At 63.0% G+C, this 25161-nt stretch carries 20 protein-coding genes; 7 read left to right on the top strand and 13 right to left on the bottom strand.

Annotation, left to right across the window (positions count from 1 at the left end):
- Nucleotides 1-2: 2 nt before the first annotated feature.
- The 8 genes from XH80_RS07970 to urtA form a co-directional block, all read right to left on the bottom strand.
- Nucleotides 3-1043 (bottom strand): aliphatic amidase, encoded by a 1041-nt coding sequence (locus XH80_RS07970; RefSeq protein WP_271598116.1) that lies wholly within the window; start codon nucleotides 1041-1043, stop codon nucleotides 3-5.
- Nucleotides 1044-1086: 43 nt separating this feature from the next.
- Nucleotides 1087-1464 carry an FmdB family zinc ribbon protein gene (locus XH80_RS07965; protein WP_271598115.1) on the bottom strand — a complete coding sequence of 126 codons (378 nt, stop codon included), beginning with the start codon at nucleotides 1462-1464 and terminating at the stop codon, nucleotides 1087-1089.
- A gap of 177 nt (nucleotides 1465-1641) precedes the next feature.
- The gene (gene fmdA / locus XH80_RS07960; protein WP_271598114.1) at nucleotides 1642-2871 is read right to left on the bottom strand and encodes a formamidase; all 1230 of its coding nucleotides are present in this window, start codon (nucleotides 2869-2871) and stop codon (nucleotides 1642-1644) included.
- Nucleotides 2872-2899: 28 nt separating this feature from the next.
- Nucleotides 2900-3589, bottom strand: a complete 690-nt coding sequence (urtE, locus tag XH80_RS07955; protein WP_271598113.1) for an urea ABC transporter ATP-binding subunit UrtE — start codon at nucleotides 3587-3589, stop codon at nucleotides 2900-2902.
- Between the two features lie 216 nt (nucleotides 3590-3805).
- Entirely contained in the window at nucleotides 3806-4561 is a 756-nt protein-coding gene (gene urtD / locus XH80_RS07950) for an urea ABC transporter ATP-binding protein UrtD (RefSeq protein WP_271598112.1), read from the bottom strand.
- 10 nt (nucleotides 4562-4571) lie between these two features.
- On the bottom strand, nucleotides 4572-5714 hold the full coding sequence (gene urtC / locus XH80_RS07945; RefSeq protein ID WP_271598111.1) for an urea ABC transporter permease subunit UrtC: 1143 nt from the start codon (nucleotides 5712-5714) through the stop codon (nucleotides 4572-4574).
- Between the two features lie 18 nt (nucleotides 5715-5732).
- The gene (gene urtB / locus XH80_RS07940; protein WP_057749914.1) at nucleotides 5733-6659 is read right to left on the bottom strand and encodes an urea ABC transporter permease subunit UrtB; all 927 of its coding nucleotides are present in this window, start codon (nucleotides 6657-6659) and stop codon (nucleotides 5733-5735) included.
- 130 nt (nucleotides 6660-6789) lie between these two features.
- The gene (urtA, locus tag XH80_RS07935; RefSeq protein ID WP_057749917.1) at nucleotides 6790-8049 is read right to left on the bottom strand and encodes an urea ABC transporter substrate-binding protein; all 1260 of its coding nucleotides are present in this window, start codon (nucleotides 8047-8049) and stop codon (nucleotides 6790-6792) included.
- Between the two features lie 171 nt (nucleotides 8050-8220).
- On the opposite strand from urtA, the gene XH80_RS07930 reads away from it, so the two are divergent.
- Together XH80_RS07930 and XH80_RS07925 are read left to right on the top strand one after the other, a co-directional pair.
- Nucleotides 8221-11592, top strand: coding sequence for a hybrid sensor histidine kinase/response regulator (locus XH80_RS07930; protein ID WP_271598110.1), 3372 nt, complete (start codon nucleotides 8221-8223; stop codon nucleotides 11590-11592).
- Entirely contained in the window at nucleotides 11576-12502 is a 927-nt protein-coding gene (locus XH80_RS07925) for a response regulator (protein ID WP_057749923.1), read from the top strand. The genes XH80_RS07930 and XH80_RS07925 overlap by 17 nt, the downstream gene beginning before the upstream one ends.
- 217 nt (nucleotides 12503-12719) lie before the next feature.
- Here XH80_RS07925 and XH80_RS07920 read toward each other — a convergent pair whose 3' ends face one another.
- Both XH80_RS07920 and XH80_RS07915 read right to left on the bottom strand, forming a co-directional pair.
- Nucleotides 12720-14222, bottom strand: a complete 1503-nt coding sequence (locus XH80_RS07920; protein ID WP_271598109.1) for a flavin-containing monooxygenase — start codon at nucleotides 14220-14222, stop codon at nucleotides 12720-12722.
- A gap of 122 nt (nucleotides 14223-14344) precedes the next feature.
- Entirely contained in the window at nucleotides 14345-15103 is a 759-nt protein-coding gene (locus XH80_RS07915) for a S1 family peptidase (RefSeq protein ID WP_271598108.1), read from the bottom strand.
- Between the two features lie 85 nt (nucleotides 15104-15188).
- Between XH80_RS07915 and XH80_RS07910 the strand changes: the two genes are divergently transcribed.
- Complete coding sequence (locus tag XH80_RS07910; protein ID WP_271598107.1) at nucleotides 15189-15824, top strand: HAD-IA family hydrolase; 636 nt, start codon at nucleotides 15189-15191, stop codon at nucleotides 15822-15824.
- Nucleotides 15825-15919: 95 nt separating this feature from the next.
- Here the strand turns inward: XH80_RS07910 and mtnA are convergent, their stop codons facing one another.
- From mtnA to XH80_RS07895, 3 genes are all read right to left on the bottom strand, one after another.
- On the bottom strand, nucleotides 15920-17029 hold the full coding sequence (gene mtnA, locus XH80_RS07905; protein ID WP_271598106.1) for an S-methyl-5-thioribose-1-phosphate isomerase: 1110 nt from the start codon (nucleotides 17027-17029) through the stop codon (nucleotides 15920-15922).
- 29 nt (nucleotides 17030-17058) lie between these two features.
- Complete coding sequence (locus XH80_RS07900) at nucleotides 17059-17934, bottom strand: S-methyl-5'-thioadenosine phosphorylase (protein WP_271598105.1); 876 nt, start codon at nucleotides 17932-17934, stop codon at nucleotides 17059-17061.
- 135 nt (nucleotides 17935-18069) lie between these two features.
- Entirely contained in the window at nucleotides 18070-18342 is a 273-nt protein-coding gene (locus XH80_RS07895; RefSeq protein WP_271598104.1) for a phosphopantetheine-binding protein, read from the bottom strand.
- Nucleotides 18343-18702: 360 nt separating this feature from the next.
- Here XH80_RS07895 and XH80_RS07890 point away from each other — a divergent pair, with 360 nt between their 5' ends.
- The 4 genes from XH80_RS07890 (at nucleotide 18703) to XH80_RS07875 (ending at nucleotide 24897) form a co-directional block, all read left to right on the top strand.
- Nucleotides 18703-19920, top strand: coding sequence for an acyl-CoA dehydrogenase family protein (locus XH80_RS07890; RefSeq protein WP_271598103.1), 1218 nt, complete (start codon nucleotides 18703-18705; stop codon nucleotides 19918-19920).
- A 39-nt stretch (nucleotides 19921-19959) separates the two neighbouring features.
- Nucleotides 19960-20940, top strand: a complete 981-nt coding sequence (locus XH80_RS07885; RefSeq protein ID WP_271598102.1) for an amino acid--[acyl-carrier-protein] ligase — start codon at nucleotides 19960-19962, stop codon at nucleotides 20938-20940.
- A gap of 36 nt (nucleotides 20941-20976) precedes the next feature.
- A complete protein-coding gene (locus XH80_RS07880; RefSeq protein ID WP_271598101.1) occupies nucleotides 20977-21852 on the top strand; it encodes an acyl-CoA acyltransferase in 876 nt (291 codons plus the stop codon).
- Between the two features lie 177 nt (nucleotides 21853-22029).
- Nucleotides 22030-24897: a PAS-domain containing protein gene (locus tag XH80_RS07875; protein WP_271598100.1), complete on the top strand. Its 2868-nt coding sequence runs from the start codon at nucleotides 22030-22032 to the stop codon at nucleotides 24895-24897.
- The last annotated feature ends 264 nt before the right edge of the window (nucleotides 24898-25161 follow it).

The following is a 25161-nucleotide window of genomic DNA, read 5'->3' as shown; positions in this document are numbered from 1 at the left end:
CCCTAATAATTACTCGGCGCGGCCTCGTTCGGGATGCCGTCGATTGGGCATTCGGCGGTGCCCGGCGTGGCGCGCGTCATGGCCTCGACCATGTCGCGGGTACCCTCGGGGTCCCTGATCCAGTTCTTGTAGAAATCATACGGGCAGGCCGCGACGCCGCGCGGGCTGTCGCCGGAATTGATCATGCCGGTGTAGCCGCGATGGACCAGCTTGTAGAGATGGTTCTGCGACTGGCCGTTGCGGCGCGCATCGCGGATCAGGTGTTTCGAGAGCTGGGCGTACTGGATGCCGTAATCCTCCTCGCCACACTCGCCGAGCGTACGGCCATCGAAGCCGATGATCGCGGAATGGCCGAAATACGAATACACGCCGTCGAAGCCGGCGGCGTTGGCGACCGCGACATAGACATTGTTGGCCCAGGCCATGGCCTTGGAGATCATGACCTGCTGCTCCTTGGCCGGGTACATGTAGCCCTGGCAGCGCACGATCAGCTCGGCGCCCTTCATCGCGCAGTCGCGCCAGATCTCCGGATAATTGCCGTCGTCGCAAATGATCAGGCTGACCTTGAGACCTTTCGGACCCTCGGAGACATAGGTGCAATTGCCGGGATACCAGCCTTCGATCGGCACCCATGGCATGATCTTGCGATATTTCTGCACGATCTCGCCCTTGTCGTTCATCAGGATCAGCGTGTTGTAGGGCGCCTTGTGCGGATGCTCCTCATGGCGCTCGCCGGTCAGCGAGAACACGCCCCACACTTTCGCCTTGCGGCAGGCCTCGGCGAAGATCGCCGTCTCCTCGCCCGGCACTATCGACGCCGTCTCATACATCTCCTTGGAGTCGTACATGATGCCTTGCGTGGAATATTCCGGGAAGATCACGAGATCCATGCCGGGCAGGCCGACCTTCATGCCCACGATCATGTCGGCGATCTTGCGGGCGTTGTCGAGCACCTCGGCCTTGGTGTGCAGGCGGGGCATCTTGTAGTTGACCACTGCGACGCCGACGGTGTCGTTGCTGCTGGAAATATCGCCGTGAAGCATGTTGAGCGCTCCTGTACTTTATTTGATTGATGTTGGCGTGGCGTTAGTGGCTGATCATCCAGGGCCGCGCGGTGGGAAAGCCTTTGGCGCCACTTTTGCTCTTGGTGATCAAACGCGCGGGCTTCTTCTTGTCCGCCGCGTTCTTGTTCTTGACGGTTTTGCCCGATGAGCAACAACCGCAGCCGGGGCCGTGCGAGGCCTTGTATTGTGCCAACGTCTGCGGCGCGTGCGCACTGCGCTCGTTGACGGCGTGCGCCTTGCGCTTGTCTGCCGGCATGCAGAAGAAGTTCGGTGCGGTCAGGATCACGCGCGGCGCCATCGTCTCGCAGTGCGGACAGTTTTGCGGATCGTCGCATTCCGCCATCGGGCGGAGGTCCTTGAAAGGTCCGCAGTCGTCACAGAGATATTCATAGACCGGCATCGTGTTGTCCTTCGTGTTCCTTGATCCTTCATCCTGAGGCGCTCTGGATGGGGCGCGTTGCGCCTCATCTAGAGCCTCGAAGGATGTACTGCCGAGATGCAGCCGAGCCGTCGTCCTTCGGGGCTCGCCTTGCCTTGCAAGGCGAGCACCTCAGGATGACGGGGATAGAACGCACGATCATTTGTCCGGCGAGATCGGCATCTTGATATCGCCGGTGATGTGCTTGATCGGGCCCGCCGCCGAAGGCATCACGTCGAAATCGAAGATCTCGGTCGGCAGCCACAGCGTGGCGCAGGCGTTGGGCACGTCGACCACGCCGGAGATGTGGCCCTGGCACGGCGCGGTGCCGAGGATCGAATAGGCCTGGGCGCCGGAGTAGCCGAACTTCTTCAGATACTCGATGGCATTGAGACAGGCCTGGCGATAGGCGATGTGGACGTCGAGATAGTGCTGCTTGCCGGCCTCGTCGACCGAGATGCCTTCAAAGATCAGATAATCCTTGTAGTTCGGCGTGATCGGCGACGGTTTGAAGATCGGATTCTTGATGCCGTATTTCGACATGCCATCTTTGATCACCTCGACCTTGAGATGCAGCCAGCCGGCCATCTCGATGGCCCCGCAGAAGGTGATCTCGCCGTCGCCCTGGCTGAAATGCAGATCGCCCATGGAGAGACCCGCGCCGGGCACATAGACCGGGAAGTAAATCTTCGAGCCGCGCGAGAGATCCTTGATGTCGCAATTGCCGCCATGCTCGCGTGGCGGCACGGTGCGCGCGCCCTCGGCGCCGATCTTGGCCTTGACGTCGCCCTTGGCACGGCCGCCATGCGCCGTCGCCGCGAACGGCGGATTGGCGAGACCAGGCACGCGGGTCGGGTTGGTCGAGATCAGCTCGGCCTCGCGCTTGTTCCATGTCTCCAGCATCTTCGGATCAGGCAGACAGCCGATCAGGCCGGGATGGATCAGGCCGGCGAAGTTGACGCCGGGCACATGGCGCGACGAGGTGTAGAGGCCCTTGATGTCCCAGATCGATTTCTGCGCCAGCGGAAAATGGTCGGTGAGGAAGCCGCCGCCATTCTGCTTGGAGAAGAATCCGTTGAAGCCCCACAGGCTCTCCTTGAGCGGGCCGACGTCGAGCAGGTCGACCACGAGGAGATCGCCGGGCTCGGCGCCCTTGACGCCGATCGGACCGGAGAGGAAGTGCACGATCGACAGGTCGATGTCGCGCACGTCGTCGGCGGAGTCGTTGTTCTTGATGAAGCCGCCGGTCCAGTCATAGGTCTCGATGATGAAATCGTCGCCGGGATTGACCCAGGCCACGATCGGGATGTCTGGGTGCCAGCGGTTATGCACCATGTCATTTTCGTAGGCCGACTTGGTGAGATCGACCTTGATCAGTGTCTCTGGCATCGAGATGCTCCCCTTTTACTACGGTTGGTTAGACGGACAGATATTTCGAGACCTGCGCGGCATCGACAGCATCGCGCGGGTCGTCACGCACGATCTCGCCGTTCTCGATCACCAGCACGCGGTCGGCGATATCGAGCGCGAAGCTCAGGACCTGCTCGGAGACGACGATCGACAGCCCCTTTTCGTCGCGGATGCGTTTCAGCGTCCGCGCCATGTCCTTGATGATCGACGGCTGGATGCCTTCGGTCGGCTCGTCGAGCAGCAGCACCTTCGGCTTGGTCGCGAGCGCCCGCGCAATCGCGAGCTGCTGTTGCTGACCGCCGGAGAGATTGCCGCCACGGCGGCTCTTCATCTCCAGCAGCACCGGGAACAGCTCATAGATGTCGCTTGGCACTTCCGATCCGCCCGAGACGACGAGGCCGGTCTCGATGTTTTCCTTCACTGTCATGGTGGAGAAGATCATGCGGCCCTGCGGCACATAAGCGAGGCCCTTGGCGACGCGCTCATAGCTCGGCAGACCGCCGAGCTCCGCGCCGTCCATGGTCACCGAGCCGCTTCTAGCCGGCAGGATGCCCATCAGCGATTTCATCAGCGTGGTCTTGCCCATGCCGTTGCGGCCCATGATCGCAACGATCTCGTTAGGCGCGACCTTGACGTTGAGCCCATGCAGCACCTCGCTCTGGCCGTAGGCGACGTGAAGATCGGAAATTGCCAGCATCGTCGTACTCCTAGGCTCGGTGTTCCTTCACCTCTCCCCACCGGGGAGAGGTCGCGCCGAAGGCGCGGGTGCGGGGGTGCAGGTCCCTCGAGAGAGCGGAACCCCTCACCCGAATTGCACTTGACGACGCTTCGCATCGCAAGGCGCAATTCGACCTCTCCCATAGGGAGAGGTGGACCGTCGTTGCCGCGACAGGCTCGACCAACTTCGCCATCGTCAGTGCCCCAGATACACTTCGATGACCTTGGGATCGTTCTGCACTTTCTCCATGGTCCCCTCGGAGAGGATCTGGCCCTGGTGCAGCACGGTGACCTTGTGCGCGATATCCTCGACGAACTTCATGTCGTGCTCGATCACCAGCACCGAACGGTTCTGGATGATGCGGTTGAGCAGCTCGGCGGTCTTGGCACGCTCGGACACGCTCATACCGGCGACGGGCTCGTCCAGCATCAAGAGGTCCGGATCCTGGATCAGCAGCATGCCGATCTCGAGCCATTGCTTCTGGCCGTGGCTGAGCAGGTCGGCGCTCATGTTCAGCTTGTCCTTCAGGAAGATCATCTCGGCGACCTCGTGGACGCGATCGCGCACGGCGGCATCGCGGGTGAAGGTCAGCGCGCCGAACACCGAGCGTCCGCGCGGATAGGAGATCTCCAGATTCTCGAACACCGTGAGATCGTCGTAGATCGACGGGTTCTGGAATTTGCGCCCGACACCGGCCTTGACGATCTCGTTCTCCTTCATCCGCGTCAGCTCCTTGCCGCGGAACTGGATCGAGCCTGAGGTCGCTTTGGTCTTGCCGCAGATCAGGTCGAGCACGGTGGTCTTGCCGGCGCCGTTGGGGCCGATGATGACGCGGATTTCGTTCTCATCGACATAGAAGGAGAGATCGTTGACCGCCTTGAAGCCGTCGAACGAGACAGTGAGAGCTTCAACGGCCAGAAGGAATTCCTTGGGCTGGTGTCCTATGAGCATGATGACCTCCTCACTCTGCCGGGGCGCCGTCGGCGACCGAGCCGTCGGTCCAGCCTTCGGGCTTGGGTTTGCGCGAAGCGATCAAGCGCTCGATGCGTGGCTGCACGTAGTCGCCCCAGATCCCGGCAAGACCGTTCGGGAATGCGAGCACCACGGCAATGAACAGACCGCCGAGACCGAACAGCCACAATTCGGGGAAGGTTTCCGACAGGCTGGTCTTGGCGAAGTTCACCAGCAGCGTGCCGTAGATGGCGCCGAGGATCGACAGCCGGCCGCCGACGGCGGTGTAGATCACCATTTCGATCGAGGGCACGATGCCGACGAAGGATGGCGACATGAAGCCGACATTGAGCGCGAACATGGCGCCGCCGACGGCGGCGAACACAGCGGCGATGCAGAAGGCGAAGATCTTGAAGTTGGCGACGCTGTAGCCGGAGAACCTGACCCGGTCCTCCTTCTCGCGCATCGCGACCAGGATGCGCCCGAGCTTGGAGTGCCGGACGAACTGCGCGATCATGATGCAGACGAGCAGGCAGCCGACCTCGAAGAAGTACAGCGCGATCTTGGCGTGATCGGGCCGGATGTCCCATCCTTTCAGGGTGCGCAAATCGGTCATGCCGTTGATGCCGCCGGTGTAGCCCTGCTGGCCCACGATCAGGATGGTGAGGATGGCCGCGACCGCCTGGGTGATGATGGCGAAGTAGGTGCCGCCGACGCGGCGCTTGAACATCGCGGTGCCGATGATCAATGCGAAGATGCCGGGCACCAGGACAATCGCCGCGATGGTGAAGGTGAGGCTGTGGAACGGCTTCCAGAAGAACGGCAGTGCGGTCAGCTGATTCCAGTCCATGAAATCAGGGATACCCGGCGTCGACTGGATCTTGGTGTTCTCCACGCTCGAGGCCTCGAGCTTGAGGAACATCGCCATGCAGTAGCCGCCGAGCCCGAAGAACACGCCCTGGCCGAGGCTCAAGATGCCGCCATAGCCCCAGCAGATGACAAGGCCCAGCGCAACGAAGGCGTAGGTCAGGTACTTTGCGACCAGGTTGAGCCTGAAGACATCGAGCGTGAGCGGCAACACCGCGACCAGGAACACCGCGAGCACCAGAATTCCGATCAACTCTGATCGATTGAAGAACCTGTTGTCGGTCATTGCATCAGCCTCATATTCTCACTTGCGAACCTTGAGGGCGAACAGCCCCTGCGGCCGCAGCATCAGGATTCCGACAACGGCGAGTAGCGTCAGCACCTTGGCCATCGAGCCCGACATGAAGAACTCGAGGGTGGATTGCGTCTGCGAGATCGAGAAGGCCGAGGCGATGGTGCCGAGCAGGCTGGCGGCGCCGCCGAACACGACGACAAGGAATGTGTCGACGATGTAGAGCTGCCCCGAGGTCGGCCCGGTCGATCCGATCATGGTGAAGGCGCTGCCGGCGACGCCCGCGATGCCGCAGCCGAGGCCGAAGGTGTAGCGATCGACCTTCTCGGTGTTGATGCCGACGGCGCCAGCCATGATGCGGTTCTGCACCACCGCGCGGACCTGGCGGCCCCAGCGCGATTTGAACATGACATAGGCGACCACGATGGTGATCAGCACCGTCAGGCACATCACGAATACGCCGTTGATGGGGACTTCGATGCTGCTGGTCACTTGCAGAGAGCCGAGCATCCATTGCGGCAGCTCGACGCCGACCTCGCGCGCGCCGAACACGGAACGATAGGCCTGCTGCAACATCAGGCTGAGACCCCAGGTCGCCAGCAGCGTGTCGAGCGGACGCTTGTAGAGGTGACGTATCAGCACCCATTCCACGAGCATTCCCAGCGCGCCTGAGGCGAGGAAGGCGAGGATCATGGCGAGGAAGAAGTAGCCGCCGAACAGACCAGGCATGTAGGCCTGGAACAGATTGGAGGTCATCCAGGTGACGTAGGCCCCCAGGATCATGAACTCGCCATGGGCCATGTTGATGACGCCCATCTGGCCGAAGATGATCGCAAGCCCGAGCGCCATCAGCACGTAGACCGAGAACAGGATCAGTCCTGCAAAGCCCTGCATGACGAAGATGGAGCCAAGGTCACCAAGCGAGTAGTCGCCGAACATCGATGTCCTCCGTCAGGGAATAGGGTCCCGCGTCGCGCGCAAATGCGCGACGCGGGGTCTTGGGCATGGACTTGCAATCCACGCCAGGGAGAGGCTTGAGCTTGAGGGACGTTGCCGGAGAGGCCGCGACTTACTGGTAACCCTTCGGGAACGGATCCGGCTCGACGAGGTCGGCGGTCTCGTAGATCAGCTCGAACTGGCCATCGAGCTTGGCGCGGCCCACGCGGGTCTTCGACCAGAGGTGATGGTTTTCGTGGATGCGCACATAACCTTCCGGCGCGCCCTTGAACTCGACGCCGGGCGAAGCCGCAGCGATCTTGTCGACGTCGAAGGAGCCGGCCTTCTCGACCGTCAACTTCCACAGCCACGGGCCGAGATAGGCAGCCTGGGTGACGTCTCCGATCACGGTCTTTTCGCCCCACATCTTCTTGAACGCGGGCACGAAGGCCTTGTTGTTGGGATTGTCGAGCGACTGGAAGTACTTCATGCAGGCATAGGCGCCCGCGATGTTCTCGCCGCCGATGCCGTCGATTTCGTCCTCGGTGACCGAGATGGTGAGCAGCGGCTGCTTGGCGAGATCGATGCCGGCAGCCTTGAGCTGCTTGTAGAAGGCGACATTGGAGCCGCCGACGACGTCGGTGAAGATCACGTCGGGCTTGGTCAGCTTGATCTTGTTGATGACCGAGTTGAACTGGGTGTTGCCGAGCGGATAATACTCCTCGCCGACGACCTTGCCCTTCAGCACGTTCTCGACGTGCTTGCGCGCGATCTTGTTGGAGGTGCGCGGCCAGATGTAGTCGGAGCCGATGAAGAAGAAGGTTTTCGCGCCCTTTTCCTTGGCGATCCAGTTGAGACCGGCGAGGATCTGCTGGGTCGCTTCCTGGCCGGTGTAGATCACGTTCTTGGACTGCTCGAGGCCTTCATAGAAGGTCGGGTAGTAGAGCATGCCGTTGTACTGCTCGACGACCGGCAGCACCGCCTTGCGCGAGGCCGAGGTCCAGCAGCCCATGATCGCCGCAACCTTGTCGTTCACGAGCAGCTTCTTCGCCTTCTCGGCGAAGGTCGGCCAGTCGCTGGCGCCGTCTTCCTGGATGAACTTGATCTTGCGTCCGAGCACGCCGCCGGCGGCGTTGATCTGCTCGATGGCGAGCTTTTCGGCCTCAATCGAACCGGTCTCGGAGATCGCCATGGTGCCGGTCGCCGAATGCAGGATGCCAACCGTCACCTCGGTGTCGGTGACCGCGAGACCGGTGGTGTTCACCGCCGAGGTCGCCGGGGTCTGCGCAAACGACGTCCGCGGCAGCATCGTGATGGCAGGGACGGCCGCCATTCCCATCAATAGTTTGCGCCGGAGCGGCGACAACAAGCCCTTGTTGGTTTCGTCTGACATGAGCACCCCACTGTTTGTTCGAGGACACGCGATTGGTGTCGTGAGGATGGCTCGAATTTGTGCACCGCAAGCATACGCAAGATCGCGTATACTGCACCGCAAAATACCGACGTAGGCTTTTGGTACGGGATTTGCGAGGGCTCCGGGTCCGCATCGGGAGTGGGGTAAAGCGTGGCAGGGCGGCAGCGAATAGACCGCGTCAGGCGCCAGTACAACCAATGGGTCGCCAACCAGACGCTGGAAGACTACGCGCTGCGCTTCACCGCCAAGAGCGCGCGACGCTGGTCCGCCGCCCGCGTCGCCAACACCGCGATCGGCGCGATCTCCTTCCTGGTGCTGGAGGCGATCGGCGGCACCATCACCCTCAACTACGGCGTGACCAACGCCGCATCCGCAATTCTCGTCGTCTCCGCCATCATCTTCTGCTGCGGGGTTCCGATTGCCTACTATGCCGCCAAATGCGGCATCGACATTGACCTCCTCACCCGCGGCGCCGGCTTCGGCTATATCGGCTCGACCGTCACCTCGCTGATCTACGCCTCCTTCACCTTCATCTTTTTTGCGATTGAGGCGGTGATCCTGGCAACCGCGCTGGAGATGTGCCTCGGGATTCCCCGCCCGATCGGCTACCTCATCAGCGCGGTCGCGATCATTCCGCTGGTGACCTACGGCATCACGCTGATCAGCCGCTTCCAGCTCTGGACGCAGCCGCTCTGGGTCGTGCTGCACATCCTGCCCTTTGCCGCGATCGCGTGGGCCAACCCGCACTCTTTTACGGAATGGCACAAATTCGCCGGCGAGCACGGCGATCTCGGCGGCCATTTCGATCTGTTGCTGTTCGGCGTCGCATCCTCCGTCGTATTCTCGCTCGTGGCGCAGATCGGCGAGCAGGTCGACTTCCTGCGATTCCTGCCGCGCGACCGTCGCACCTCCAGGGCGTCGTGGTGGATCGCGCTGATGAGCGCAGGGCCGGGCTGGATCGTGCTCGGTGCGCTGAAGCTGCTGGCGGGGTCGTTCCTCGCTTTTTTTGCGCTCAGCCACGGCGTGCCGCCCGAGGAAGCCGCCGAGCCCGCGCACATGTATCTGGTGGCGTTTCGCTACGTGCTGTCGGATCCGGATCTTTCACTGGCGCTGACCGGCTTCTTCGTGGTGTTGTCGCAGATCAAGATCAACGTCACCAACGCCTATGCCGGCTCGATCGCCTGGTCGAACTTCTTCTCGCGCCTGACGCACAGCCACCCCGGACGCGTGGTCTGGCTGGTGTTCAACGTGATGGTCGCGCTGCTGTTGATGGAGATCGGCGTCTACAAGGCGCTGGAGCAGACGCTCGCGCTCTATTCCAACGTCGCGATCGCCTGGGTCGGCGCGCTGGTGTCCGACCTCGTCATCAACAAGCCGCTCGGCCTCCGTCCGCCGCAGATGGAGTTCAAGCGGGCGCATCTCTACGACATCAATCCGGTCGGCGTCGGCGCGATGACTCTCGCGATCATCGTTTCCATCGCGGCGTTCTACGGCCTATTCGGCCCGACCATGAAGGCGCTCGCGGCGTTCGTTGCGCTGACGGTGGCTTTCGTCACCGCGCCGATCATCGCCTGGCTCACGGACGGAAAATTCTACATCGCCCGCAAGCCGAAGCGGAGCTGGGCCAATATCGAGGCGATCCAGTGCTGCATCTGCGAGCACAGTTTTGAGCCGGAGGATACCACCTCCTGCCCCGCCTATGCCGGCCCGATCTGCTCGCTATGCTGTTCGCTCGATGCGCGCTGCCACGATCTCTGCAAGCCGCATGGGCGCGCGCAGGTGCAGTTCTCCGAGGCGCTCGGCAAGATCCTGCCGCAGCAGATCTATCAGCGCATCAACTCGCAATTCGGGCACTATATCGGTGTCTTCGTCGTCTCCGCCGGCCTCGTCGCGCTGGTGCTCGGGCTGATCTATCTGCAGACCTCGGCCAGCGTGCATGGCGAGAACGCGCTGGTCTCCAACGTGCTGTGGAAGGTGTTCTTCTCGCTCAGCATCATTATCGGCGTGGTCGCCTGGCTGTTCGTGCTGGCGCAGCAGAGCCGCCGCGCCGCGGAGGCCGAGACGCGCCGGCAGACCGCGCTGCTGATCCAGGAAATCGACGCGCACAAGCGCACAGACGCCGAGCTGCAGCGCGCCAAGGAGGTCGCCGAATCCGCCAACCTCGCCAAGAGCCGCTATGTGGTGGGGCTGAGCCACGAGCTGCGCTCGCCGCTGAACGCGATCAGCGGCTATGCGCAGCTGCTGGAGCAGGATGCGTCGCTCAATACCAAGCCGCGCGATCAGGTCCGCGTCGTCCGTCGCAGCGCCGACCACCTCTCCGGCCTGATCGACGGCATTCTGGATATTTCCAAGATCGAGGCTGGCAGGCTCTATCTCTCCCGCGACGAAGTCCGCCTGAGCGAATTCCTCGATCAGCTCGTCGGCATGTTCCGCCTCCAGGCCGGCGCCAAGGGCATCGACTTCGTGTTCCGGCGTCCGGCTACACTGCCGACAGTGGTCTATGCCGACGAGAAGCGGCTGCGCCAGGTGCTGATCAACCTCCTCTCCAACGCCATCAAGTTCACCCAGACCGGCAGCGTGCAGTTCGTGGTCCATTACCGCAGCCCGGTCGCCGAGTTCGAGGTGACCGACACCGGGCCCGGTATCCAGAGCGACGATCTTGAACGCATCTTTGCACCGTTCGAGCGCGGCGCGCTCGGAGTCTCGCAGCCGCAGACTGGCACAGGGCTGGGGCTCACCATCAGCCGGTTGCTCGCCGGCGTGATGGGCGGCGACATCAAGGTCACCAGCACCGTCGGCCGCGGCAGCACCTTCAAGGTGAAGATGCTGCTGTCGGAGGTCACCAATCCCAGGCGCACCGCGCCGGTGGAGGCGCCAATCTCGGGCTATCACGGCGCGCGCAAGACCATCCTCATCACTGACGACGACCCTGTTCATCGCGATCTCCTGCGCGAGGTGCTGACGCCGCTCGGATTCATCCTGCTGAGCGCCGGCGACGGTCCCGGCTGCCTCGCGCTGGCGAAGCATTGCCGGCCCGATCTGTTCCTGCTCGACATCTCGATGCCGGCCATGGACGGCTGGACCGTCGCGGAACAGCTGCGCGCCGACGGTCATCACCAGGCCCGTATCCTGATGGTGTCGGCGAGCGCGCTGGAGGCGCACGGCGCGCCGCTGGCACAGCCGTTCCACGACGGCTATCTGATGAAGCCGATCGACATTCCCCGATTGCTGGAAACCATTCGACAGCTGCTCAAGATCGAATGGCAATACGGCTCCGACGAGACGGCCGTGCCGCTGTGGCGGCCGGAGAGCGGCTCGCGCCCCCCGGCCAGGCACATCGAGGCGCTGATCGGGCTCGGCCAGATCGGCTACGTCAAAGCCATCCAGCTCAAGCTGGACGAGATCGGCAGCGAACACCCTGAACATGCCGACTTCGTCGCGGAAATGCGATCGCTGGTCGATCGCTTCGACCTCGACCAATACATGAGAACATTGAAAAACCTGCATGCTTATGAGCATTGAGCCGAAAAAGCGCGACGTCGCGCTCGTTGTCGACGACTCGCCGGAGACGCTGAGGCTGCTGACCGACGCGCTCGACGGCGCCGGGATGACAGTGATGGTCGCGCTCGACGGCGCCAGCGCGATGCGCATCGTCGACCAGATCACGCCCGACATCGTGCTGCTCGATGCCGTGATGCCAGGCATGGATGGATTCGAGACCTGCCGGCGACTCAAGCGCGACACCGGCCTTGCCAATGTGCCCGTGATCTTCATGACCGGCCTCGCCGAAACCGAGCATATCGTGCGCGGACTGGAAGCCGGCGGGGTCGACTACGTCACAAAACCGATCGTGATCGAGGAGATGCTGGCGCGCATCCGCGTCCATCTCGGCAATGCGCGGCTGACCCAGAGCGCGCGCGCCGCGCTCGACGTCTCCGGCCGCTTCCTGTTCGCAGTCAACCGTCAGGGCCACATCCTCTGGGCAACGCCGCAGGCCCAGAAGCTTCTCGCCGATCACCATGGCATGCAGACGGACGACTTCGTCCTGCCGCCGTCGCTGCTGCAATGGCTGGAGCAGGCGAAAGGCAAGGGCAGTGCGAAGTCGCAGACCGCTTCGTTGCCCGACAATCCGCAGCTCCGCTTCTACTACATGGGCGAAACCGCTCCGAACGAGTTTCTGCTGCGGTTGTCGAAAGAGGCCGGCACCGCGCTGCCGCCGGAATTCACCAGCGAGCTCGGCCTCACCACACGCGAGGGCGAGGTACTGGCCTGGCTCAGCAAGGGCAAGACCAACCGCGACATCGCGCAGATTTTGGGCCTCAGCCCGCGCACGGTCGACAAGCATCTGGAGCAGATCTACGCGAAACTCGGCGTGGAGAACCGGACGGCGGCGGCAGCAATCGCGACGAATGCGACAAGGAGGAATTCGTAGGCCTATCAGGAATGAGTTGGAACGCTAGCGCCTAACAACCGGTGTCGTCCCGGCGAAGGCCGGGACCCATACCGCGTGATCTCTCAATTTTGGAAGCTAGTCGTACCGGACAACGAGTCTTCGCCAAACTACTCCCTGGGGTTATGGGTCCCGGCCTTCGCCGGGACGACAGTGGAGTGCGGAGCGGATGCTCTCGCCCAACACATCAAGAACCACCTCACCCATACACAAACGCCTTGTCATCCAGATCCGTCTTCGGGATCTCGTCCTTCTCGGTCCAGTAATCCTGGCTGTGCTGCCATTCCGGCTTGTCACCACGCTTGGGCAGCAGGTTCATGTTGCGCATGATATAGCCGGGATTGAAGTTTTCCGGATCGATCCAGGGCAGGATCGGCATGTTGTGATCTTCGGGCCGCAATTTGACCTCGACCTTCTTCGCCCCCTTCGCCTTCATGTGACCGAGCAGGCGACAGACAAAATCGGCGACCAGATCGACGCGCAAGGTCCAACTCGCGCGGAAATAGCCGAACACCCAGACCATGTTCGGCACACCCGTGAACATCATGCCACGATAGGTGACAGTGTCGCCGAAAGCGAGCGGCTTGCCGTCGATCTCGAAGGCGATGTCGCCGAGCGCCGAGAGATTGAAACCGGTCGCGGTGACGATGACATCGGCCTCCAGCAACTTGCCTGACTTGAGCTGGATACCGTTCTCGACGAAGCATTCGATCTCGTCGGTGACGACCGAAGCCTTGCCGCTGGCGATGCCCTTGAACAAATCGGCATCGGGCACGAAAGCGATGCGCTGCCGCCACGGCCGGTAGCTCGGCGTGAAATGCGTCTCGACGTCGTAATCAGGACCGAGCACCGCGCTGATCTGGCCGATCAGCTCCTTCTTCACCTGCTCGGGCTTGGCCAGACAGAGCTTTGTGAATGCGTCTTGCTCGAACAGGATCTTGCGCCGGACAATCTCGTGGATCCAGGCTTCATCGACCTGAAGCCGGCGCAATTCCTCGGCGATCTCGATGGCGTTGCGCCCGAGGCGGAAATAGGTTGGCGAGCGCTGCAGCATGGTGACATGCGCGCAGTCGTCCGCGATGTTCGGCACCAGCGTCGCAGCAGTCGCCCCCGAGCCGATCACGACCACCTTCTTGTCCTTGAGGTCGATGTCGTCAGGCCAGGTCTGCGGATGGACGATGCGCCCCTTGAAGCGGTCCACGCCCTTCCATTCCGGCGTGTAGCCTTCGGAATGGCGATAGTAACCCTGACACATCCAGAGGAAGTTTGCGGTGAAGGTCCTTGCCTCGTCGGTATCCGTCGTCACCGCCTCGATGGTCCAGAGATTCCGCTCGCTCGACCAGCTCGCCGACATGATCTTGTGCTTGTAGCGAATGTGGCGAGCGATATCGTTGTCGTCGATCACCTCTTTCATATAGGCGAGGATCTCCTCGGCGGTGGCGATCGGCGGCCCGACCCAAGGCTTGAAGCTGTAGCCGAAGGTATGGAGATCGCTGTCCGAGCGAATGCCGGGATAACGATGCGTGCTCCAGGTACCGCCGAACGTCGCCTGCGTCTCCAGGATGACGTAGCTGGTGCCCGGCAGCTGCTTTTCGATGTGGTAGGCACTGCCGATGCCGGAGATGCCGGCGCCGACGATCAGCACGTCGAAATGTTCTGAGGCCTGTTGAGTGGCGGCGTGACTGCGAACAGCGACATTCATTTTTGCTTCTATGCCTTGTCATTTTCAGGCCGCCATTGCTTGGCGACGCGTTTCCTCCGCGACGGGCATGGTTGCCAACCGCGCTTCCCTCGCAAAATGACATAGATCAAGTCGCGATCAAACTACAACGCCGCGCCCCAGCTCCGCGCCGTCTGCAGGATCCAGTCGCGATAGAGCGTCAGCGGCGTGACACCGGTCAATCCGCCGCAGCCCGCGGCATTATTCGGCCCTGTCGACCAGCTGATGACCCCGACAAGCACCGCGCCACCAGGCTTGTCCTCAAACACGGGACCACCGGAATCGCCGGTGCAGGCGCCGATTCCGTCGCGAACACCGTTGGTTACGGGATCGACCAGACGGATCTGGAACGTGCCGGGCTGGCCGGTAACAACGAGGCCCGCAACGCGAATCGTGCCGCCACTCTTGCCGTCGCCGCGCACGGTGACGCCGATCCCGGCGATGGTGAAGCGACTGCCGACCTGGACTGGAATAGTTGGCGCTCCGACCGGCACCGTCGATTTTCCCTTGAGTGGAATTTCCAGTTGCAGCAATGCCACGTCGGCCGTGGCGCGATGCGCCAGCATTGCCTGCATGTTGAAGCCCGGATGGATCGCAACGGTGCGCACGTTCAGCAGTTGCGGCTGACCGTCCGCGCCTCGCTCGACGATCTTGTAGTCTGCGCCCGGCTGCACGCAGTGCGCGACCGTGAGCACAAGCATCGGAGCGATCAAGGTGCCGGTACAGAAATTGCCGCGCGAGCCGACGATGGTGACAACCGCGCGCGCAACGCCTTCCGTCTGCGGCGTGCCGCCGCCGACGATGGCATGAGCGGGCGTCGCAACCAGCAGCGCGGTTATGGCGAATATGGCAAGCTTCTTCATGGAACAGATTCGGGCATCGGCAGGACTGGTCCTTGCCGATAGCGCATGCTAGCCGTCTTGGAAAGCAATTGACGAGGGCGGGACATTGGCGATCGAGGCGGTGATCTTTGATTTTGGCGGCGTGTTGACGAGCTCGCCGTTCGAGGCGTTTTCGCGGTTCGAGACCGAACGTGGCCTGCCCGTCGACATTATCAGGCGTACCAACGCCGCCAACCATTTGGAAAATGCCTGGGCCAAATTTGAGCGCGCCGAGGTCGACATCGAGACATTCGACAAATTGTTCGCGGCGGAATCACTGGCGCTCGGCGCCGAAGTGCGCGGCCGCGACGTGCTGCCGCTGCTCCAGGGCGATCTCCGTCCCGAGATGGTCGAGGCGCTGAAGCGCATCAAGACCGGGTTCAAGACCGGCTGCATCACCAACAACCTTCCGGCCAACGCCATCGGCAGCATGACCGGGCGCTCGCTCTATGTCGCCGAGGTGATGGTGTTGTTCGACCACGTCATCGAATCCGCCAAGATCGGCCTGCGCAAACCGGACCCGCGCATCTACCAGTTGATGGTCGAAACGCTGCAGGTCGATCCGAGGAAATGCGTCTATCTCGACGACCTCGGGGTCAATTTGAAGCCCGCGCGCGAGATGGGCATGACCACGATCAAGGTGACGAGCGGGGCGCAGGCGATCGCGGAGCTCGAGGCGGCGACGAAGATGAAGCTGGGATAGTTCGCCAATGCCGTAGGGTGGGCAAAGCGGAAGCGTGCCCACCAAAAGCATGTGGTGGGCACGGCGCTTTCGCGCCTTTGCCCACCACACGAGAGCTACTCTGCGGCGGCAGCGATGCGCTCAGGGAACGCAGCCGCGAGCGAAGCACGATCAGGCTTCAGCACGCCGCGTTCGGTGATGAGGCCCGTCACGAGGCGCGCCGGGGTCACATCAAAGGCGTAATTCGCAACAGGCGAACCTTCCGGCACGATGCGCACGGTCTCGAGCCGGCCATCGGCCGTGCGGCCGGTCATGTCCGTTACCTCGGCTCCGCTGCGCTGCTCGATCGGGATATCCCTGATGCCGTCATTCACCGCGAAATCGATCGTCGGCGACGGCAGCGCGACATAGAACGGCACGTTGTTGTCGTGCGCTGCGAGCGCCTTCAGATAGGTGCCGATCTTGTTGCAGACGTCGCCATTGGCGGCGACGCGATCGGTGCCGACGATGGCGAGATCGACCATGCCGTGCTGCATCAGATGGCCGCCGGTGTTGTCGGGGATCACGGTGTGCGGCACGCCGTGATGGCCAAGCTCCCACGCGGTGAGCGAGGCGCCCTGGTTGCGCGGACGGGTCTCATCGACCCAGACATGGATCTTGATGCCGCGCTCATGCGCGAGATAGATCGGTGCGGTTGCCGTGCCCCAATCGACAGTCGCGAGCCAGCCGGCGTTGCAATGGGTCAGCACGTTGACGGTCTCGCCCGGCTTCTTTCTGGTCACGATCGCCTCGATCAGCTTCAGCCCGTTGCCGGCGATGCCGCGGTTGATCTCGACATCCTGTTCGACGATCTCGTCAGCGCGCGCATAGGCCGCTTCCGCCCGTTCGACCGGATCGATCGGCGCGAGCGTCGCGCGCATCTCATCGAGCGCCCATTTCAGATTGATCGCGGTCGGCCGCGCCACGACCAGCGTGTCGTAGGCGCGCCTCAGTCCGGCGTCGGAGGCGTCCTCGCGCATCGCAAGCGCCATGCCGTAGGCGGCGGTGGCGCCGATCAGCGGCGCACCGCGCACCAGCATGTCGCGGATCGCGACCGCCGCGTCCTCGCATGAGGTCAAACGCGCAACGACGAACTCATGCGGCAGCCGGCGCTGATCGATCGCACCGACCGACCAGCCGTCGCGCTCGCGCCAGATGCTGCGGAAATGCTTGCCGTCGACCTTCATGGCGTTCTGCCTTTCGACCTTGTTGCGTCTCAACCGCGCAGGATGCGCCCGGCCACCGCATCGAGCTTCTTCAACAGCTCGGGATCGCGCGCCTCGGGCGCGGTGATCAGCGCGGTGTCGAGCGCCCGGTCCGATCCGATCGGACACGGCTCATGCTCGCGCGGAAAATCCCTGGCCAGCCGTGCCACGAGTGACTTTGCCTTGTCGGCGTTCGAGGTCAGCACGCGGATGATGTCCTGCACGGTGACGGCGTCGTGATCGGGATGCCAGCAATCGAAATCCGTCACCATCGCCACGGTCGCGTAGCAAATCTCCGCCTCACGCGCGAGCTTGGCCTCGGGCATGTTCGTCATGCCGATCACGGAATAGCCCAGCGTCTTGTAGGTCATGCTCTCCGCATAGGTGGAGAATTGCGGTCCCTCCATGCAGACATAGGTGCCGCCGCGCGCGATCGCGATACCCTCGGCCTCGGCCGCTGCGGCGAGATGAATGCGCAGCCGCGGCGAGACCGGATGCGCCATCGAGACATGCGCAACACAACCCTTGCCGAAGAACGAGCTCTCGCGCTTGTGGGTACGGTCGACGAACTGGTCGACCAGAACGAAGGTGCCGGGCGGCATCTCGTCCTTGAAGGAGCCGCAGGCCGAAAGCGAGATCAGATCGGTGACACCGGCGCGCTTCAGCACGTCGATATTGGCGCGGTAGTTGATGTCGGAGGGCGACAGCCGATGACCTTTGTCGTGGCGCGGCAGGAATACGATCGGCAGGCCCGCGATGGTGCCGCGCCGCACCGGCGCCGACGGCTCGCCCCAGGGGCTCCCGATCACCTCTTCGCGTGCGCCCTCCAGACCCGGCAAATCGTAGATGCCGGAGCCGCCGATGATGCCCAATACCGCCTGTGTCATGCCTACTCACCCCTGTCCGCCGCGTGCGACATGGTTAAGCTATGCCAGTTTTGCGGCGAATTTGGAACGGGGGTGTGGTGGCGGAGCGTGACAAGCCTAGGCGCTTGCCACACATTCAGTGTCGTCCCGGCGAAGCTAAGCCGCCGCCGCCAACTTCAGCTGCGTCGCGACCATCCGCTCCAGCGTCTCGACCGACTGGAAATTCTCCGGCGTGATCTCGGTCTGCGGAATGGTGAAGTCGAACTCGGCTTCGACACCCAGCATCAAATTGACCATGTCCATCGAGGTCAGGCCGGCATCGACGAGCTTCGTCGACGGCGTGACGTCAGCGCTGAGCGAGTTCTGCTCGAGGATGCCCTTCACCAGCTTGATGATGCGGTGACGCACGTCGGTGTCGAAGGCCTGCATGGTTAAATTTCCCGTCTGTCAACAATCGATCGAACCCGTCGCCCGGTACGATGGGCGCGACGGGTCGATCTCACAATGGGCGCGACCAATACTTCGCGTTTGTTAGTAAACGATGACTCAGATTGTCAGGAATTTGGGCTTCTTCCAGAACCCTAACGCGATCGCGGAAATCCGGGGGATGCGAAAAACCGGCCTTTAACTGTTCGTTCCGAATTGCGGTCCGTTTACCCTGTATTTCATCGACGAATTTGAATTAAATCCGTAGCCTCGTCTCACAAGCAAAGATGGTCGGAGGATCTCTTTCAGCGACATCGCGAATGATGCCGGCGATCCCGAACGACGAAGCGGAGGCGGACGAGTATGAACGTGCGTGAAGCAGTCCAGACTTTCGACGAAACGCGGCCGAGCCTTTTCGAGCATGGTCCTTCCCTGATCGAGCGCGCAGCGCGCACCGCCAGCGTGGCTGCGGCCGAGGCCGACGGCGTCGACCGAGACGCCGGCTTCCCGCACAAGGCATTCGATACCGCGCGTGAGCAAAAACTGCTCGGCGTCATGATCCCGGTCGAGTTCGGCGGCTTCGGCGCCTCGATCCATGACGTCACCGACATCTGCTACACGCTCGGGCGCGCCTGCGCCTCGACCGGAATGATCTACGCGATGCATCAGACCAAGGTCGCCTGCATCATCAGGCATGGCCATGGTATCCCCTGGATGGAAACCATGATGCGCCGGGTCGCCCGCGACCAATGGCTGCTCGCCTCTTCTACCACCGAAGGCCAGAACGGCGGCAACATTCGCGCCAGTGCGGCCGCGGTCGATCACGCCGGCGATACTGTCTCGCTGGTGCGCGACGCCACCGTGATCTCCTACGGCGCACAGGCCGACGGCCTCGTCACCATCGCCCGCCGGGCCACCGATGCGGCTGCTTCCGACCAGGTGCTGCTGGCACTCGCCAAGGATGACTATTCGCTGAAGCAGACGCAGGGCTGGGAAACGCTGGGCATGCGCGGCACCTGTTCGACCGGCTTCGAGCTCAAGGTCGACTGTCCTGCCGATCGCGTCTTCCCGGAAGCCTATGACAAGATCCACGCCCAGACCATGACGCCATTTGCACATCTGTGTTGGTCATCGACCTGGGCCGGCATTGCAGCGGCCTCGGTGACGCGCGCGCAGGCTTTCGTCCGCAAGGCCGCTCGCTCTTCCGGTGGCCAGATGCCGCCGGCCGCCGCGCACTTCACCGCCGCAAAGATGTCGCTGGCCAAGCTGCGTGCTTTGATCGCTGCCAATCTCGATGCTTTTGCCCGCGCCGAGCATGACGAGCGCGCGCTCGGCTCGCTCGACTTCCAGTCCTCGATCACGCTGCTGAAGGTGCAGGCCTCCGAGCTCGCGGTCGAGACCGTGATGCATGCGATGCGTACCGCAGGCCTCGCCGGCTACCGCAACGACGGCGAGTTTACCATGGGCCGCCACCTGCGCGACGTCCTGTCGTCACCCATCATGATCAACAACGACCGTATCCTGGCCAATGCCGCCACCTCGACGCTGATGAGCGGCGTGCCGGCGAGCCTTCGTGACTAATTCAACAAGAACAAATTTGAGATAACAGGACATCGGACCATGAACATTGCCGTCTTCCCCGATTCGCCCGAGACCGCGCCTGAGATCGCGGATCCGCTCGATCATCTCGCCGACAAGCTGTTCCACCGCATGGGCGCGGACGGCGTCTATGCGCGCACCGCGCTCTATGAGGGCGTCGTCGAGAAGCTCGCTGCGCTGATCACCAGCCATCGCGAAGCCAGCACCGAGGTGATGCGGTTTCCGCCGGTGATGAGCCGCGCCCAGCTCGAGAAATCCGGCTACCTCAAGAGCTTTCCGAACTTGCTTGGCTGCGTCTGCGGTCTGCACGGGACCGAACGCGAGATCAACGCCGCGGTGAGCCGCTTCGACGCCGGCGGCGATTGGACTTCGTCGCTCTCGCCCGCCGACCTCGTGCTGTCGCCGGCCGCCTGCTATCCGGTCTATCCGATCGCGGCGAGCCGCGGGCCCCTGCCCAGGGGTGGCCTGCGCTTCGACGTCGCAGCCGATTGCTTCCGTCGCGAGCCATCGAAGCATCTCGACCGGCTGCAATCGTTCCGGATGCGTGAATATGTCTGCATCGGCACGCCCGATGACGTCGCCGATTTCCGGGAGCGCTGGATGGTGCGCGCGCAGAAGATCGCGACCGATCTCGGCCTTTCTTTCCGCGTCGACTATGCCAGCGATCCCTTCTTCGGCCGCGTCGGCCAGATGAAGGCGGTCAGCCAGAAGCAGCAGCAGCTCAAATTCGAGCTCCTGATCCCGCTGCGCTCGGAGGAGCAGCCGACCGCCTGCATGAGCTTCAACTATCACCGCGAACATTTCGGCACGACCTGGGGCATCCAGGACGCCAACGGCGAGCCTGCCCACACCGGCTGCGTCGCCTTCGGCATGGATCGTCTCGCCGTCGCCATGTTCCACACCCACGGCACAGATCTTTCCGCCTGGCCCGCCAAGGTGCGGGAGATGCTGGGTATCCAGCCGCAAATCGCGGCCGACGCCCACGGCGAAGGTTGGCGCTAAAACAAGAGGCTTCCTATTTCTACGGGCAAGACGAGCGTGATCCATACCAAGGTTCGATGTCGCGAGATCACCGAGTCCGATGTCGAAGGCATCGCGGACCTGCTGACGCGCGGCTTTGTCGGCCGCTCGCGCAACTACTGGATCCAGGGCCTGCGCCGGCAAGCCTTCCGGCCGGTGCCGGACGGCTATCCGCGCTTCGGCTACATGCTCGACAATGACGGCGAGCCGGTCGGCGTGCTGCTGCTGATCTATACCGCGCGCAAGGACGGCGAGGAGACCGCCATCCAGTGCAACCTGTCGAGCTGGTATGTCGAACCAGCCTATCGCAACTACGCGCCGCTGCTGACCAAGATCGCGCAGCGGCACAAGCACGTGACCTATCTCAACATCAGCCCGGCACCGTGGACCTGGCCGATCGTCGAGACGCAGGGCTTCCGCGCCTATTGTCGCGGTCTGTTCGTCTCGGTCCCGGCACTGTCGCGCGCGCCGCGCCGGAGCAAGATCGAGGTCATCTCGCAGCACGCCAAGACGATCGAGGGGCTTTCCGAAGCCGAGACCGAGCTCCTGACACGGCATGCGCGCTACAATTGCCTCAGCCTGGTCTGCCGCACGCCGAAGGGCGTATTCCCCTTCATCCTGCAACCGGTGCGCATCCGCCGCGGTTTCATCGCACCGCCGGTGATGCAGTTGATCTACTGCCGTGGCGCCGCCGAATACGCCACCTGCGCCGGCCGCATCGGCCGGCTGCTGCTGCGGCTCGGCAAGATCTCAGTGCTCGTCGATTCAAACGAGCCCATTCCCGGCCTTGTCGGTATTTATACCGAGCAGCGCGGCCGCAAATATTTCAAGGGCCCGCATCGCCCGCGACTGGCCGATCTCACCGATACGGAACTCGTGCTGTACGGGCCGTAGGCGCGATACGCGCTGACGACAGCGCGAATTGTCGTGCGGTCTGGGATCAACACTCTCAGCATCAGTAGACACCCTCCGTAAACTACGGCGCTTAAGGGAATTTTCCCGCCTCTTCGCTACGCTCAGTGGCTGAATTACGTTGTGTTAAGTTTATTGCCACCGAGATCCGCTGATCCCATGATGTCGACCTGCGACAACGAGCTCGGTGCGCGCCGCGAGCAAGGCCAAGAGGCCCTGCTGTCGCTGAGTCAGCTTGCGCTCGACGGCATGGAACAGGGCGTCTGCGTCTACGACGCGGACAACCGGATCGTCCTGGTCAACCGCCGGTATGTCGAACTGTTCGACATGTCGCCCGACATCGTCCGGCCCGGAACGTGCTACCGCGACGTGCTCGCCCACAGCGCAGCGCGCGGCAATATCCCGGCGAGCGAGCTCGACGCGCTCTACGCTACGCGGATCGCGTCGATTGCGGCCGGCGAACCGTTCCGGACCCGGCAGACGCTCGCAAGCGGCCTTGTCATCACGCTCGAGCTGAAGCCGCTTCCCGCTGGCGGCTGGATGACGATTTGCGACGACGTCAGCCGCCTCGCCCGCCTAGAAGCCGAGTTACGGCTTCAGACCGAGCGCAGCCAGCACGCGCTCGCGAACATGTCTCACGGCCTCATCATGTTTGACGCCGATAGCCGCCTCGTCGTCTGCAACGAACGTTTCCTGCACCTCTACGACCTCGATCCCGACATTCTGAAACCGGGTATTACGCACACCGAGTCGATCGACCTTTGGCTCGCCCGCGGCAACCGAACGGACATGCCGGGAGACGAATTCCGCAATGCCCGGATCAACGATGTCCTGACCCGGAACCCCAAATCCGTTTTGGTGACGCGCTACGACGGCCGGAAGATCCAGGCCGTATCGCGGTTCATGCCCGACGGCGGTTGGGTGACGCTGCATGAGGATGTTAACGAGCGGCTGCAATCCGAGGAGACCCTGAAGCAGCAGAACCTCATGCTGGATGCCGCGCTCGAGAACATGGCGCATGGTCTCGCGTTCTACGACAGCGACATGCGCCTGCGTGTCTGCAACTCCACCTATCAGAAGATCTACCGGCTGTCGCCGGAGGAGAGCAAACCGGGTACGCACCTGTCCGAGCTGATCGAACGATCGATGGCGAACGGCGCCTTTTCATCCGAATACAGCCCGCAGCAGATCCTTGAAGCCGCGCGCGCCCGGATCGAGAACAACGATTCCGCGCCGATGCGCCGGCGCATGACCAACGACACGATCATCTCGGTGCGCTATTGCGCGCTGCCCGAAGGCGGCTTCGTCGCCACCTATGAGGACATCACCGAGCGCGAGCGCGCGGTCGAGGAGCTGAGCGAGCAGTACCGCCGCTTCGACGCCGCGCTGAACAACATGAGCCAGGGCCTGTGCATGCTCGATGCGAGCCTGCACGTGATCGTCTGCAACCGCCGCTACATCGAGATGTACGGCCTGTCGCCCGACATCGTTAAGCCCGGCGTCTCGATGCGCGAGATCATGGAGCACAGCTGCGATCTCGGCATCCATCCGAACACGACCGCCGCCAAGCTCTATGCCGACTATGTCGAGCGGCTGCGCGAGGGCGAACACACGCTGCACCGCCACTTAAGCGACGGCCGCATCATCAAGCTCAACCACAAGCGGATGGAGCATGGCGGCTGGGTCGTCACCTACGAGGACGTCACCGAGCGCCACAAGGCCGAGGCCCGCGTCGCGCATATGGCGCGGCACGATTCCCTGACGGATCTGCCCAACCGCACGCTGTTCCGCGAGAAGATGGGCGAGGGACTGAACCAGGTCGCGATCGCCGGCGGGTCCATGGCGGTGCTGTGCTTCGACCTCGACAATTTCAAGACCGTCAACGACCGGCTCGGCCACGCTGCCGGCGACCGGCTGCTGCGCTGGGTCGCGGCGCGGCTGAAGGAGAATGTCGGCGAGCATGACACCGTCGCCCGCCTCGGCGGCGACGAGTTCGCCGTGCTCCAGCGCGGACCGCAGCCGCAATCGGCGGAGCGGCTGGCGTGGCGCCTGGTCGAGATCATCGGCCGCCCGCCGCCGCTGGAAAGCCAGTCGATCCATGTCGGCGTCTCCGTCGGCATCGCGATCGCGCCCGACCACGGGCTCGATGCCGACGAGCTGATGAAATGCGCCGATCTTGCGCTGTACCAGGCCAAGGCCAAAGGGCGCGGCGCCTATCAGTTGTTCGAGCCGCGGATGGAAGAGGAGGCGCGCAGCCGCCACGCGCTCGAGCACGATCTGCGCGGCGCGCTGGAAGATAACCAATTCCATCTGGTGTTCCAGCCGCAGGTGCGGCTCGACAGCAGCGAGCTGACCGGCTTCGAGGCGCTGCTGCGCTGGAAGCATCCCTCGCGCGGCGTGGTCTCGCCGGCCGAGTTCATTCCGATCGCCGAGGAGAACGGGCTGATCGTTCCGATCGGCGAATGGGTGCTGCGGACCGCCTGCGCCACGGCCGCCTCATGGCCTGAGGTGATCGTCGCGGTGAACCTGTCGCCCGTGCAATTCCACTCGCGTGGACTGGTGGCGATGGTGACGAACGCGCTGGCGGAAGCCGGGCTGCCGCCGCAGCGGCTGGAGCTCGAAGTCACCGAGACGGCGCTGCTCGACGACAGCGAAGCGACGATCGAGATGCTGCACCAGCTTCGCGCGCTCGGCGTACGCGTCAGCCTGGATGATTTCGGCGTCGGCTATTCGTCGCTGAGCTATTTGCGCAAGTTCCCGTTCGACCGCATCAAGATCGACCGCTCCTTCGTCGGCACGCTCGGCGAAAGCCCGGAGAGTGTCGCGATCGTCCGCACCATCGCGAGCCTCGGCTCGGTGCTCGGCGTCGAGACCACGGCGGAGGGCGTCGAGACGATCGAGCAGCTCGACTTCGTGCGCGAATGCGGCTGCACCGCGGTGCAGGGCTATTATTTCGGCAAGCCCTGCCCGGCGGCGGAGGTCGGGATGACCATCGAGACGCTGAACGCGGTTCGCCGCGTGGCGTGAACTCGGTCTCGTCTCCTCAAGTTTCGAAAACAACCCCATGCACAGTAGAACGGGTGTTGATTTCACAGGAGAAATTCGTCGCAAACGTAGGGTGGATGAGCCGAAGGCGTAATCCACCACTTCTCTCCACGCGGATAGCAGGTGGTGGGTTACGCCAAGGGACTGCGCTTCGCGCAGCCCGGGGCTAACTTTGGTGTTTCAGGAGGTTGTCCATCTGGTCTGAACCGAGGAAGCTGAGGTTGCGAAGCTTCAACGTTCCAAGGA

Origin of the sequence: Bradyrhizobium sp. CCBAU 45384 (assembly GCF_028128665.1) — a bacterium.
Classification (GTDB): Bacteria; Pseudomonadota; Alphaproteobacteria; order Rhizobiales; family Xanthobacteraceae; genus Bradyrhizobium; species Bradyrhizobium manausense.
The sequence above is the reverse complement of the archived record's forward strand: the minus strand, read 5'-3'. Positions and strand labels throughout refer to the sequence as shown.